At 72.6% G+C, this 12711-nt stretch carries 14 protein-coding genes; 11 read left to right on the top strand and 3 right to left on the bottom strand.

All coding sequences use genetic code 11. From position 1 onward, the window contains the following. The first annotated feature begins 68 nt into the window (after positions 1 to 68). Both ACWCRA_RS31190 and ACWCRA_RS31185 read left to right on the top strand, forming a co-directional pair. On the top strand, positions 69 to 584 hold the full coding sequence (locus ACWCRA_RS31190; protein WP_451069160.1) for a GNAT family N-acetyltransferase: 516 nt from the start codon (positions 69 to 71) through the stop codon (positions 582 to 584). A gap of 10 nt (positions 585 to 594) precedes the next feature. Further along, positions 595 to 1407 (top strand): serine hydrolase domain-containing protein, encoded by an 813-nt coding sequence (locus ACWCRA_RS31185; protein WP_351548580.1) that lies wholly within the window; start codon positions 595 to 597, stop codon positions 1405 to 1407. A 10-nt stretch (positions 1408 to 1417) separates the two neighbouring features. Here the strand turns inward: ACWCRA_RS31185 and ACWCRA_RS31180 are convergent, their stop codons facing one another. After that, on the bottom strand, positions 1418 to 2083 hold the full coding sequence (locus tag ACWCRA_RS31180) for a pirin family protein (protein ID WP_351548577.1): 666 nt from the start codon (positions 2081 to 2083) through the stop codon (positions 1418 to 1420). 142 nt (positions 2084 to 2225) lie between these two features. Between ACWCRA_RS31180 and ACWCRA_RS31175 the strand changes: the two genes are divergently transcribed. The 5 genes from ACWCRA_RS31175 (at position 2226) to fabF (ending at position 7176) form a co-directional block, all read left to right on the top strand. Continuing rightward, positions 2226 to 3410, top strand: coding sequence for a PucR family transcriptional regulator (locus ACWCRA_RS31175; RefSeq protein ID WP_351548574.1), 1185 nt, complete (start codon positions 2226 to 2228; stop codon positions 3408 to 3410). 83 nt (positions 3411 to 3493) lie between these two features. Next, on the top strand, positions 3494 to 4423 hold the full coding sequence (locus ACWCRA_RS31170) for an ACP S-malonyltransferase (protein ID WP_351548571.1): 930 nt from the start codon (positions 3494 to 3496) through the stop codon (positions 4421 to 4423). Between the two features lie 15 nt (positions 4424 to 4438). Next, positions 4439 to 5440, top strand: a complete 1002-nt coding sequence (locus ACWCRA_RS31165; RefSeq protein ID WP_351548568.1) for a ketoacyl-ACP synthase III — start codon at positions 4439 to 4441, stop codon at positions 5438 to 5440. A gap of 116 nt (positions 5441 to 5556) precedes the next feature. Next, complete coding sequence (locus ACWCRA_RS31160) at positions 5557 to 5811, top strand: acyl carrier protein (protein WP_351548566.1); 255 nt, start codon at positions 5557 to 5559, stop codon at positions 5809 to 5811. Between the two features lie 102 nt (positions 5812 to 5913). Further along, positions 5914 to 7176, top strand: a complete 1263-nt coding sequence (gene fabF, locus ACWCRA_RS31155) for a beta-ketoacyl-ACP synthase II (protein ID WP_351548565.1) — start codon at positions 5914 to 5916, stop codon at positions 7174 to 7176. Between the two features lie 201 nt (positions 7177 to 7377). Here the strand turns inward: fabF and ACWCRA_RS31150 are convergent, their stop codons facing one another. Further along, entirely contained in the window at positions 7378 to 7872 is a 495-nt protein-coding gene (locus tag ACWCRA_RS31150) for a DUF3145 domain-containing protein (RefSeq protein ID WP_351548562.1), read from the bottom strand. Positions 7873 to 8140: 268 nt separating this feature from the next. Here ACWCRA_RS31150 and ACWCRA_RS31145 point away from each other — a divergent pair, with 268 nt between their 5' ends. The 4 genes from ACWCRA_RS31145 to ACWCRA_RS31130 all read left to right on the top strand — a co-directional run bounded on the left by ACWCRA_RS31145 (position 8141) and on the right by ACWCRA_RS31130 (position 11682). Continuing rightward, positions 8141 to 9067: an SGNH/GDSL hydrolase family protein gene (locus ACWCRA_RS31145; RefSeq protein ID WP_351548559.1), complete on the top strand. Its 927-nt coding sequence runs from the start codon at positions 8141 to 8143 to the stop codon at positions 9065 to 9067. Positions 9068 to 9137: 70 nt separating this feature from the next. Then, a complete protein-coding gene (locus tag ACWCRA_RS31140) occupies positions 9138 to 10418 on the top strand; it encodes a pyroglutamyl peptidase (protein ID WP_451069159.1) in 1281 nt (426 codons plus the stop codon). 191 nt (positions 10419 to 10609) lie between these two features. After that, positions 10610 to 10963 carry a hypothetical protein gene (locus ACWCRA_RS31135; protein WP_451069178.1) on the top strand — a complete coding sequence of 118 codons (354 nt, stop codon included), beginning with the start codon at positions 10610 to 10612 and terminating at the stop codon, positions 10961 to 10963. Then, positions 10960 to 11682, top strand: coding sequence for a carbon-nitrogen hydrolase family protein (locus ACWCRA_RS31130; RefSeq protein ID WP_451069158.1), 723 nt, complete (start codon positions 10960 to 10962; stop codon positions 11680 to 11682). Before ACWCRA_RS31135 ends, ACWCRA_RS31130 begins: the two co-directional genes overlap by 4 nt. A 45-nt stretch (positions 11683 to 11727) precedes the next feature. Here the strand turns inward: ACWCRA_RS31130 and ACWCRA_RS31125 are convergent, their stop codons facing one another. Then, entirely contained in the window at positions 11728 to 12612 is an 885-nt protein-coding gene (locus ACWCRA_RS31125) for an EI24 domain-containing protein (RefSeq protein WP_451069157.1), read from the bottom strand. Between the last annotated feature and the right edge of the window lie 99 nt (positions 12613 to 12711).

Below are 12711 nucleotides of genomic sequence, written 5' to 3'. Positions count from 1 at the left end.
AAGCGCAACCGCCGCACCCGGCGAAATCCGATCGCCGGTCCCGCCCCCGGTGCTCTGGCCTCCGGCCCATGGATCACGCACGCCGGGCCACCCCGGCCGACGCCGGCGAACTGATACGGCTGCGGAAGGTCATGCTCGACTCGCACACCGGGGTGGACCCGGACATCTCCTGGCAGCGGCACGGCATCGCCGATCTGCGCGCCCGGCTCGGCGACCCCGCCTCGGGGCTGGCCGCGTACGTCGTCGGCCGGCCCGGCGGCGGGCTCGCGTCGGGGGCCATCGGGATGATCGACCACCGGCTCCCGGGCCCCGGGAACCCCCTGGGGCTCCACGGCCATGTCTTCAGTGTCGCCACCGACCCCGACATGCGCCGCCGGGGGCACTCCCGCGCCTGCATGGAGGGGCTGCTGGGGTGGTTCCGCGAGCGCGGGGCGGCCAAGGTCGAGCTGCGGGCCTCAGCGGACGCCGTGGCGCTGTACGCGTCGCTCGGTTTCGTCGCCGTACCCGACCCCTCGATGCGGCTCACCCTGGAGACCGCCCCTTCCGGATCACCCTCCCGGCAGCGCCCGGCGGGCAGGCTCTAGGCTCGTACGCATGCAGAGCCTGGCGATGATCGAGAACTGGCCCGTGCCGACCGCGGCGGCCGCCGCCGTACGAGCGGACGGCACCGTCGCCGGGTCCCACGGGCCCCTCGCGCACCGTTTCCCGCTCGCCTCGGTGACCAAGCCGCTGGTGGCGTACGCGGCGCTCATCGCGTACGAGGAGGGCGCCGTCGAGCTGGACGAGCCGGCCGGGCCCGAGGGGTCCACGGTCCGTCATCTGCTCGCCCACACCTCCGGTCTCGCCTATGACGAGCACCGGGCGACCTCGGCCCCGGGCGAGCGCCGGGTGTACTCCAACGCGGGGTTCGAGGCGCTCGCGGACCATATCGCCGGGGCGACGGACATCCCCTTCGCCCGCTATCTGCACCAGGCGGTGCTGGAGCCGCTGGGGATGACGGCGACGGCGCTGGAGGGGTCGGCCGCCAAGGACGCCGTCTCCACCGTCGCGGACCTGGCGCGCTTCGCCGCCGAACTCCAGGCGCCCCGGCTGCTGGACCCCGGCACGCTGCGCACCGCGACGCACGTCGTCTTCCCCGGGCTCGACGGGCTGCTGCCCGGCTACGGCAGGCAGCGGCCGAACGACTGGGGCCTCGGCTTCGAACTCCGGGACGGCAAGTCGCCGCACTGGACGGGGGCGTCGTCCTCGCCGCGCACCTTCGGCCACTTCGGCCAGTCGGGGACGTTCCTGTGGGTCGACCCGGACGCGGGCGCGGCCTGTGTCGCGCTGACGGACCGCGCCTTCGGGCCGTGGGCGATCGAGGCCTGGCCGCCGTTCACGGACGCGGTCCTCGCCGAACTGCGCTGACCCGCCGCCCTCAGACCCCCGGCAGCTCCCAGATCAGCACCTCCGCCGGGCCCGCCCCCGCGCCCACCGGCTCCGGGGCCCGCCCGCCGGTGATCCGCGCCGTGTCCCCGGGGGCCAGCTCCACCCCGTCGAGGCGCACCGCGCCGCGCACCACGTGCAGATGGACGGCCGGCGCCGCCGGCAGCGCCACCCGCTCCCCCGGCCGGGGACCGCGGACATGGAGCCGCGCGCCCGCCCCCGGCAGCGGGTAGGGGCGCGCGGGGTCGAGGCCGCGCACCACCTCGTACGAGGGGTCACCGCCGGGCTCCAGCGGCGTCAGCCACATCTGGACGAAGACCAGCGGTCCGGGCCCGTCGTTGCGCTCCTCGTGGCGCACCCCGGAGGCCGCGCTGAGCCGCTGGAGGTCGCCGGGGCGCACCACGGTGGCGTGGCCCGCCGAGTCGCGGTGGGTCAGCTCGCCCTCGGTGACCCAGGTGACGATCTCGGTGTTGCTGTGCGGGTGTTCGGCGAAGCCCGCGCCGGGGGCGAGACGCTCCTCGTTGACGGCGACGAGGGCGCCGAAGCGGAGGTTGTCCGGGTCGTAGTGGGGCCCGAAGGAGAACGAGTGCCGGGTGTCGATGCCGGAGTCCGGCTCGCCCCCCCGATAGCGGTCCGCCGAGCGGCGTACGTCAATCACTCCCCCACCGTAGGGCACACGGGTGGCACCGGCGGAGCCCTGGCAGGTCACGGGCCGTACGCCGGTCCCCGGGCCGGGCGCCCGCCCCGGCAGGGAACCCCGGCACCCATCGGTGCCGTCCGGATAAGGCACTCTTGTCCCCGTGCCCGAACCCGCAACGAACGACGCCCACCCGCACTCCGCGACCCTGCGCCGCCTGGAGCAGTCATCCGGCCGGCTCGCCGCGAACGCCATCGCGCGCATGGACGAGACGCTGCCCTGGTACCGGGCGATGCCACCGGAGAACCGTTCGTGGATCGGTCTGGTCGCCCAGGCCGGCATCGCCGCGTTCACCGAGTGGTTCCGGCGTCCCGACACCCCGCAGGCGATCTCCACCGATGTCTTCGGCACCGCGCCGCGCGAGCTGACCCGGGCGATCACGCTGCGTCAGACCGTGGAGATGGTGCGCACCACCATCGAGGTCATGGAGACGGCGATCGAGGAGGTCGCGGCCCCCGGGGACGAGTCGGTGCTCCGGGAGGCGCTGCTGGTGTACGCCCGGGAGATCGCCTTCGCGACCGCCCAGGTCTACGCCCAGGCCGCCGAGGCGCGGGGGGCCTGGGACGCCCGGCTGGAGTCGCTGGTGGTCAACGCGGTGCTCTCCGGGGAGGCGGACGAGGGCGCGGTCTCCCGGGCCGCCGCGCTGGGCTGGAACTCACCGGACCATGTGTCGGTGATCCTCGGCACCGCTCCGGACGGTGACAGCGAGCTGACGGTGGAGGCGATCCGCCGGGCCGCCCGGCACGCCAAGCTCCAGGTGCTGACGGGGGTGCTCGGCAACCGTCTCGTCGTCATCGCGGGCGGCAGCGACAATCCGCTCCAGGTCGCGAAGGCCCTGATCGGGCCGTATGCGGCGGGCCCGGTGGTGGCGGGTCCCGTGGTGCCGGACCTGCTGGCCGCGACCCGCTCGGCGCAGGCCGCCGCGGCCGGTCTCAAGGCGTGTTCCGCCTGGCAGGACGCCCCGCGCCCGGTGCTCGCGGACGATCTGCTGCCGGAGCGCGCCATCGCGTCCGACCCCGCGGCGCGGGAGCAGCTGGTGGAGGAGATCTACAGACCGCTGGAGGAGGCCGGATCGGCGCTGCTGGAAACCCTCAGTGTCTATCTGGAACAGGCGAGCAGCCTCGAAGGCGCGGCCCGCATGTTGTTTGTTCACCCCAACACCGTGCGCTACCGGCTCCGACGTGTGACTGACGTCACCGGATGGTCACCCTCCGATGTACGCTCCGCCTTCACTCTGCGAATCGCCCTCATCCTCGGGCGCTTGGCCGACGGGGATTCCCAGTCCTAGACTTTTGTGGGACACCAACAATTCCCCTGACGGTTCTTCGTCCCTGTCCCCACGGGCGGCCTAGGCCGTAGACAAGAGAGAGTGTGAGAGTGCTCGTACTCGTCGCTCCCGGCCAAGGCGCTCAGACGCCCGGCTTCCTGACTCCCTGGCTCGACCTCCCCGGCGCGGCCGACCGCGTCGCGGCCTGGTCCGACGCCATCGATCTCGACCTCGCCCACTACGGCACCAAGGCGGACGCGGACGAGATCCGCGACACCGCGGTGGCGCAGCCGCTGCTGGTCGCGGCCGGCCTGCTGGCCGCGTCGCAGCTCGGCGACGTCTCCCCGGGCGCGGTGGCGGGGCACAGCGTCGGCGAGATCACGGCCGCCGTGTTCGCCGGAGTGCTGAGCGAGGCCGCGGCGCTGGGCTTCGTCCGCGCCCGCGGACAGGCGATGGCGGAGGCGGCGGCCGTGAGCGAGACGGGCATGGCCGCGGTCCTGGGGGGCGACCACGACACGGTCGTGGCGCATCTCGAAGGGCTGGGCCTGACCGCCGCGAATGTGAACGGCGCGGGTCAGATCGTGGCCGCGGGCACGGCGGAGCAGCTCGCCGCGCTGGCGGCGGACAAGCCGGAGAAGGCCAGGGTCATCGCGCTGAAGGTGGCCGGGGCGTTCCACACCCGCCACATGGCGCCGGCGGTCACCGCGCTGGAGGCGCGGGCGGCCGAGCTGACGCCGGGCGACCCGGCGGTGCCCTATGTCTCCAACCGGGACGGCGCGGTCGTCACCTCGGGTGACGAGATCGTGGCGCGGCTGGTGGGCCAGGTGGCCAACCCGGTGCGCTGGGACCTCTGCATGGAGACCTTCACGGCGCGGGGCGTCACCGCGATGCTGGAGGTCTGCCCCGGTGGCACGCTCACCGGGATCGCCAAGCGGGCGCTGCCCGGGGTGAGGACGCTGGCACTGAAGACCCCGGACAATCTGGACGCCGCCCGTGAGCTCATCGCCGAGCACGCAAGCGCCGACGCGGTCTGACAAGGAGAGCCGAAGATGGCGAAGATCAAGCCCAGCAAGGGCGCTCCGCACGCGCGGATCATGGGTGTGGGCGGCTACCGGCCCACCCGGGTCGTGCCGAACGAGGTGATCCTCGAAACGATCGACTCCTCCGACGAGTGGATTCGCTCCCGGTCGGGCATCGCCACCCGTCACTGGGCCTCCGACGAGGAGACCGTGAGCGCGATGTCCGTGGAGGCCGCGGGCAAGGCCATCGCCGACGCGGGGGTGACCCCGCAGCAGATCGGTGCCGTGGTGGTCTCCACGGTGTCGCACTTCAAGCAGACCCCGGCGGTCGCCACGGAGATCGCCGACAGGATCGGCGCGAACAAGCCGGCGGCGTTCGACATCTCGGCGGGGTGCGCGGGCTTCGGCTACGCGCTGACCCTCGCCAAGGGCATGGTCACCGATGGCTCGGCCGAGTATGTGCTGGTCATCGGTGTGGAGCGGCTGAGCGATCTGACCGATCCGGAGGACCGGGCGACGGCCTTCCTCTTCGGTGACGGCGCCGGCGCGGTGGTCGTGGGCCCCGCGAAGGAGCCGATGATCGGACCGACGGTGTGGGGTTCGGAGGGCGACAAGTCCGAGACCATCACCCAGACCGTGCCCTGGACGGAGTACCGCGACGGCTCGCCGGCGAAGTTCCCGGCGATCACGCAGGAGGGCCAGGCGGTCTTCCGCTGGGCCGTGTTCGAGATGGCGAAGGTCGCCCAGCAGGCGCTGGACGCGGCCGGGATCAGCGCGGACGACCTGGATGTCTTCATTCCGCACCAGGCCAATATGCGGATCATCGACTCGATGGTGAAGACGCTGAAACTGCCGGACCATGTCACGGTCGCGCGTGATGTGGAGACCACCGGCAACACATCGGCCGCCTCGATTCCGCTCGCGATGGAGCGGCTTCTGGCGACCGGTCAGGCCAAGAGCGGCGACACGGCGCTCGTCATCGGCTTCGGGGCGGGTCTCGTCTACGCGGCAACGGTCGTTACTCTCCCCTAGTCGACCGGATCATCCGGGCCGGTTTCCCCGACCGGATCTCCGGGCCGGTTTCCCCCGGAGCGGCTGCCGGATCATCCGGACGCCACACCTCTGTTACAGAATCGAAGGAGCGCCACATGGCCGCCACGCAGGAAGAGATCGTTTCCGGTCTCGCGGAGATCGTCAACGAGATCGCCGGCATCCCGGTCGAGGACGTCCAGCTGGACAAGTCCTTCACCGATGACCTGGATGTCGACTCGCTGTCCATGGTCGAGGTCGTCGTCGCCGCCGAAGAGCGCTTCGACGTCAAGATCCCCGACGACGACGTCAAGAACCTGAAGACCGTCGGCGACGCCGCGGAGTACATCGCGAAGCACCAGGCCGCGAAGTAACGGTCCCGGGTTTCCGGCCTGAACCCTCAGGCGCGCTTGTCGCCACCCGCACGGTGGCGTCGTGCACATTCAGCACCCCCTACACGTGGAGAATGAATTCCTGTGGACTCGACCAATCGCATTGTGGTCGTCACCGGTATCGGCGCAACCACACCGTTGGGTGGCGACAGCGCGTCAACCTGGGAGGGCATGCTCGCCGGGCGCTCCGGAGCGAAGCTCCTGGACGATGAGCGCTTCGCCGACCTCCCGGTGCGGATCGCCGCCCGCGCGGCGGTCGAGCCGGGCGATGTGCTGCCCCGTCCGCTGGCCCGCAAGCTGGACCGCTCCGCGCAGTTCGCGGTGATCGCGGCCCGTGAGGCGTGGGCGGACGCGGGCTTCACCGGTCCGGCCGGCACCGACGAGCGGATCGCCCCCGAGCGGCTCGGCTCGGTGATCGCGTCGGGCATCGGTGGTGTGACGACGCTGCTGGACCAGTACGACGTACTGAAGGAGAAGGGCGCGCGGCGGGTCTCCCCGCACACCGTGCCCATGCTCATGCCGAACAGCCCCTCCGCCAATGTGGGCCTGGAGGTGAACGCCCGGGCGGGCGTGCACGCCATGGTGTCCGCGTGCGCCTCGGGTGCCGAGGCGATCGGCTACGCGGTGGAGATGATCCGTACCGGGCGCGCCGATGTGGTGATCGCCGGTGGTACGGAGGCCGCGATCCACCCGCTGCCGGTGGCGGCCTTCGCCAACATGATGGCGATGTCGAAGGACAATGACGCGCCCGAGAAGGCCTCGCGCCCCTATGACAAGGGACGGAACGGCTTTGTGCTCGGCGAGGGCGCCGGTGTGGTCGTCCTGGAGTCGGCCGAGTACGCGGCCAGGCGCGGCGCGCGGGTCTACTGCGAGGTGCTGGGCCAGGGCCTCTCGGCGGACAGCCACCACATCGCGCAGCCGGAGCCCGAGGGCCGGGGCATCGCCGCGGCGATGCGGAACCTGCTGGAGAACACCGACCTCAAGCCCGACCAGATCGCCCATCTGAACGCGCACGCCACCTCGACGCCGCTGGGCGATGTCGCCGAGGTGAAGGCGCTGCGCCAGGTGCTCGGTGACGATCTGGACCATGTGGCGGTCTCGGCGACGAAGTCGATGACCGGTCATCTGCTGGGTGGCGCGGGCGGTATCGAGACCGTGGCGACGGTGCTGGCGCTGTACCACCGCACCGCGCCTCCGACGATCAATGTGGACGAGCTGGACGAGGAAGTCGACGCGGACATCGTCCGCGACGAGCCCAGGGCGCTGCCCGAGGGCACGATCGCGGCGATCAACAACTCGTTCGGCTTCGGCGGCCACAATGTGGTGCTGGCGTTCCGCACGGTCTGACGGCCTGCGGCCCGCCGGGCGGCGGACACCGGCCGGGTGACGGGATGACGCCGGCCGGGTGAGGACAGGGCCCGTACTCCTTCGGGGGTGCGGGCCTTCGCCGTGCCCGGGGTCTCGGCCGCGCCCGGGACCTTCGCCGCGCCCGGGGTCCCCGCCCTGCCCGGGCTCCGGCCGTGGCCGCCGGTCTCTCTCCCGGGCGGCTCAGACGACCTGGTGGAGCCAGCGGACCGGGGCGCCCTCACCGGCGTACCGGAAGGGCTCCAGCTCGTCGTCCCAGGGCTTGCCGAGGAGCTTCGCGATCTCGGCCGCGAGGTCGGTCTCGCCCTGGGCGGAGCGGAGCAGGGCGGCCCGCAGCCGGTCCTCGGGGATCAGGATGTCGCCGTGCATTCCGGTGACGGCGTGGAAGATGCCCAGCTCGGGCGTGGCGCTGTAGCGCTCGCCCTCCGCCGTGGCGCAGGGCTCGGCGGTGACCTCGAAGCGGAGCAGATGCCAGCCGCGCAGCGCGGAGGCGAGCTTCGAGGCCGTGCCCGCCTGGGCCTGCCAGGAGAACTCGGCTCTCCAGGTGCCCGGCGACGCGGGCTGGCGAATCCAGTCGAGCTGGACCCGCACACCGAGCACGCCGCCCACCGCCCATTCGACATGCGGGCAGAGCGCGCGCGGTGCGGAGTGAACGTACAGAACGCCGCGTGTCGTCACCGGGACCTCCAGTGTGGGACGAGGATCGCCTTCCCAGCGGCCTCAGTAAACAGCATCAGGAGTTAATCTCCACAAAAGGGACAGCATGTGACGTGATGTAATTTACCGGAACCGCTGGAGCGTCTGGGCACGATACTCCGGGGCGACGGGGAAAAAGCTACCGTGCGTACGCGGCCGCGGGGTGACGTAATCTCGGTCCTGGAGCCGTACGCACCAAGCTTTCACCCGGCAGGACCTCGGGGGCATCTGATTCGGAGGGGAATCGGGGATGCACGACAGGCGCGAGAGCCTTGGCACCACACGGGGACGGAGGGCCCGGGCGACCACCGCGGCCCTGACCGCCGCCGCACTTCTGACCACCGGTGTGCTCACCGGATGTGACGTCTCGTCCGACAGCTCCCGGAGCGGCGGCTCGCCCGCCAAGAAGCGGCCCGCGCAGGTGTGGGACCGCAGCCCCCGCTCGATCGCGGCCGTCGGCGACTCCATCACCCGCGCCTTCGACGCCTGTGTCGTGCTCTCCGACTGCCCCGAGGCGTCCTGGGTCACCGGCACCGACGCCGCCGTCCGCAGCCTGGCCTCCCGGCTGATCGGTGAGCCCGGCGCCATCGCCCGGCGCGCCTGGAACTTCGCCCGCACGGGTGCCGAGGTCGCCGACATCGCCGCCCAGATGAGCCGGGCCGGGGCACGGAAGCCCGATCTGGTCACGGTGATGGTCGGCGCCAATGACGCCTGCGCCGACTCGACGGCGCTGATGACCCCGGTGGCCGACTTCCGGGCCTCCTTCACCGAGGCCCTGCGGGAGCTGCGCCGCAAGGCCCCCAAGTCGCATGTGTACGTCTCCAGCGTGCCGGATCTGAAGCGGCTCTGGTCCACCGGCCGGGACGACGCGCTCGGCCGGGCGATCTGGCAACTGGGCATCTGCTCCTCGATGCTGGGCGACGCGGAGGATGTGAGCGCCAAGGCGGACCGGCGGCGGGCCGAGGTGCAGGGCAGGGTGATGGCGTACAACACGGTGCTCAAGGAGGTCTGCGCCAAGGATCTGCGCTGCCGGTACGACGGCGGGGCGGTCTTCGACTACCGCTTCAGCGATGATCTGCTGAGCCGCTGGGACTGGTTCCACCCCAGCAAGGACGGACAGGGCGTGCTGGCCGAGATCGCCTACCGGAACATCACGGCGGCCGAGCCCCCGGTGTGACCCCGGCGGGTCTGGTCAGGGACACGATCATGAGGTGATACTTCCGCACACCCGACGGAAGGTTCCCCTCATGCCCCCGATATCCGTGTCCGCCCATGCGGCCGTGATCGCCGCCCTGCTGGTGCCGCTCGCCCTCACCGCCCCCGTACCGGCGTCGGCCGCGCCCCCGGCTCCCCCGTCGCCGGCCGCGGAGACGGCCACGGCGGCGGCCGGGGCGGAGGAGGCGCGCCTCGACCGGGCCGTGCCCCGGGAGATCCTGCGGCGCGCCGGCTTCGACACCGTGGCGCCCCGGTTCGCCGGCGCGCTGGACGGCGCCCGCTCGTACCGGGACGCCGAGCGGGCCGTCGCCCGCCACGGTGCGGCGCTCTGGGAGCGGGCGGTGGACCGGGCGCAGGGGCGGGGGCCCGCCCGGGGCGATCTGAGCCGGGACGACGACCGGCCGCTGTACTGGGCGCGGCTCGCGATGACCCGGGAGCTGCGGCAGTGGGAGCCCGGCTTCACGGTGGCACCGGAGCGGCGCGCCCGGCTGCTGGACCGGCTGGAGCGCTCCTCGCGCGGCCAGGACTCGATGGGGTTCCCGGGTGCGCGGGGCCGGGGCGATGACCGGGTCAAGCGGGTGGTGATGACCGGTTTCGACCCCTTCACCCTGGACCGGGACATCCGGATCAGCAACCCCTCGGGCGCCACCGCCCTGGCCCTGGACGGCACCTGGATCAGGACCGCCGACGGTCCCGCGAGGATCGAGACGGCGGTCTTCCCGGTCCGCTGGCAGGACTTCGCCGACGGGTCGGTGGAGCGGACGCTGCGGGCGCGGCTGCCGGAGGCGGATCTGTTCACCACGGTGAGCCAGGGGCGGCCCGGCCGGTTCGACATCGAGCGGACCAACGGCGCCTGGCGGGGCGGGTTCCCCGACAACGAGAACATCTCGGACACCGGGACCGTGCCGGTGAGCGACCCCGCCACCCAGCCGCAGTGGACGTCGTCGACGCTGCCGCACGCGGCGATCACCGCGGCGGACACGGGCCGTTTCGCGGTCCACGACAACACGGCGGTGACGGAGATCCCGGCGGGTGGCACCACTCCCGTGAACCGTCCCGACGGGCCCACGGAGGGCTCCACGGCCCGCTCGGGCGGTGGCGGCAACTATCTGTCGAACGAGATCGCCTACCGGGCGACGCTGCTGAGGGACCGGCTGGGGCTGACGATCCCCGGGGGCCATGTGCACACCCCTGTACTGGAGTTCGGCGCGGGCAACACCACGGAGATCACCGATCCGGCCTTCCTGGCCAACCGGCGGGACATCGTCGCGCAGGTGCGGGAGATCATCCGGGTGTCGGCCGGGCAGGGGTAGCGGGCCCGGGGACCGCCCCGGGAACGGGCGGCGGGCGGCGGGCGGGGCCGGACCGTCCGTCCCCGGGTCCCGCCCCGGGTGGTCCGATCATGGTTCCCCGGGTGGTCACGGGGGGTAGCGTTCTGGTGCCAGGGAAGAACGGAGACCGGTACGCCCCCGCACAGGGCGAGCTGCGGTACGAACGGAGTCCGGTGATGGCCGGCGGAACGCATGAGGCACGGCTGCTGCCGTGGTCCACCCCCGAGGGCAAGCCGTGCTACCTCGACGGCGACGGAACCGGCTACATCTCACGGGTCGCGGACACCATCGAGAGCGTACAGCTCGGCCTGGCGGGCGAGCTGATCACCCACGCCGACGAGCTGCTCGCGGAGGACGGCACATCCCCCGATCAGCTGCGGCTGATGCTCACCCAGATGACGGAGGCGCTCCGCAATGTCCACCGCATCGCGCGCAGCCGGGGTGCCCGGCTGCCCGCCCCCGTCCCCACCCCGGACGACCCCGCCCCCGACGACCCCGACGGCGGCCCGGCGATGATGGGGGCATGAGAGTCGCAGCCGCGCAGTTCGCCCCCGTACCGGGCGATGTCGAGTCCAATGTCCACACCATGCGGAGTCTGGTCGGGACCGCGTCCGAGCAGGGCGGGCGGCTGGTCGTCTTCTCCGAACTGGCGGTGACGGGGTACGGATTCGGGCTGGTCGCCCACGACCCCGCGCTCCGGCTCACCGAGGACGACCCGCGGCTGGAGCCGCTCCGGGCGGTCTGCCGGGAGACCGCCACGGCGGCCGTGGTCAACGCGGCGGTGCTCACCCCGGGCGGTGCCCCCGCCATCACCTCGCTGGTCATCGGGCCGGACGGCGCGCTGCTGACCCGCTACGACAAGCAGCGTCTGCACGATCCGGAGCCCGAGGTCTTCACGGCGGGCGACCGGGACGGCCGGTTCACCCTCGACGGCGTACGGTTCGCGCTGGCCGTCTGCTACGACAACCGCTTTCCCGAACTGGCCGAGCGGGCCCGGGCGGACGGCTGCGCCGTCTATCTGGCGAGTTCGGTGCTGGAGGAGGGGAACGACTCGTTCGAGACGGTCTATCCGGTCCGGGCCCGGGAGAACGGGCTCTGCGTCGTGCTCGCCAACCAGGTGGGGCCGAGCGACATCGGCCCCTGCCCGGGCGGGAGCGCGATCTGGGGCCCGGACGGAGGGCTGCTGGCCGGCGCGGGCCGGGCGGCGCCCTCGCTCGCGGTGGCGGACCTGCCGATCAGCGCCTGAGACCGGCCGGCCGGCCCGCGCCCGGGGCGCGGGCCGCTCCCGGGGTCAGCTCTTGAGGTAGGGGTCGCGGGCGTCGCCGGGACCGGAGGGCTCGCTCCCCGGAGCCGCCGGCCACACCACCGGCGCCGGGGCACCGGCCCGGGACGCGGAGGCGGCCGCGGGTCCGGCGGACGGCCCGGGCTCCGGCCCGTCCGGCGCGCCCGCCAGCTCCCGCACCATCAGCGTCGCTCCCGCCACCGCGCCGGGCATCAGGAACACCGCCACGAACGGCACCAGGAACACCAGCGCCAGCGGCAGCCCGAAGCCCAGCGTCATCATCCTGCGGCCCCGCAGCAGCCGCAGCCGCTCCTTCAGCTCCACCCCGCGCCGCTGGAGGGCGACCGCCGTCAGCTCCTCCGCGAGGAAGTAGCCCGTGACACAGAACCCGAGCACCGGGACGACGGTCTGGCCGACGACCGGGATGAAACCCGCGGCGAAGAGCAGGACGCCGTAGAAGGTCACCCGGACCACGATCCGCAGCGAGTCCCGCCCGGAGATCCACAGGTCCCGCAGGAGCGAGAGACCCGACTCGGGCACCGCGCCGCCCTCGGAGCGGTCGACCTCCTCGGAGAGCGACTCGTAGAAGGGCTGGCCGACCAGGAGGGTGACCGCCGTGAAGGTGATCACCGCCAGAAAGAGCCCGAGGGCGAAGACCAGACCGGTCAGAAAGCCACGGAAGAGCCCGAGCCACGGCGAGGACCAGTCGTCGGCGAACGGTGTCGCCCAGCCCACCAGATCGTCCGCGCCGTAGCCGAGCCCGACGAGCGCCCCCGCGTACAGCACGAGCGTCAACAGCCCGGGCAGCAGCCCGAATCCGAACCAGCGGCCATGGACGCCGACCCAGCGCTGGCCCTTCACCAAGTAGCCGAACCCCGCCCCGAAATCACTCATGGAGCCACCCTATCGGGCCCGGTGGCCCGAACCCGTTGGCCGGTTTCGTAGGAAAGACCCCTTGCTTGTTGGCGACATGACCAGGTAAACCCCTCCGTA

This window comes from Streptomyces sp. NPDC001889, assembly GCF_053594535.1.
The sequence above is the reverse complement of the archived record's forward strand: the minus strand, read 5'-3'. Positions and strand labels throughout refer to the sequence as shown.

What these genes read in the sequence shown, in the direction of transcription:
- ACWCRA_RS31130 (WP_451069158.1), top strand. Translation starts at nt 10,960, where the DNA reads ATGAGAGTCGCAGCCGCGCAGTTCGCCCCCGTACCGGGCGATGTCGAG.
- ACWCRA_RS31145 (WP_351548559.1), top strand. Translation starts at nt 8,141, where the DNA reads ATGCACGACAGGCGCGAGAGCCTTGGCACCACACGGGGACGGAGGGCC.
- ACWCRA_RS31140 (WP_451069159.1), top strand. Translation starts at nt 9,138, where the DNA reads ATGCCCCCGATATCCGTGTCCGCCCATGCGGCCGTGATCGCCGCCCTG.
- ACWCRA_RS31185 (WP_351548580.1), top strand. Translation starts at nt 595, where the DNA reads ATGCAGAGCCTGGCGATGATCGAGAACTGGCCCGTGCCGACCGCGGCG.
- ACWCRA_RS31190 (WP_451069160.1), top strand. Translation starts at nt 69, where the DNA reads ATGGATCACGCACGCCGGGCCACCCCGGCCGACGCCGGCGAACTGATA.
- ACWCRA_RS31165 (WP_351548568.1), top strand. Translation starts at nt 4,439, where the DNA reads ATGGCGAAGATCAAGCCCAGCAAGGGCGCTCCGCACGCGCGGATCATG.
- ACWCRA_RS31125 (WP_451069157.1), bottom strand. Translation starts at nt 12,612, where the DNA reads ATGAGTGATTTCGGGGCGGGGTTCGGCTACTTGGTGAAGGGCCAGCGC.
- ACWCRA_RS31160 (WP_351548566.1), top strand. Translation starts at nt 5,557, where the DNA reads ATGGCCGCCACGCAGGAAGAGATCGTTTCCGGTCTCGCGGAGATCGTC.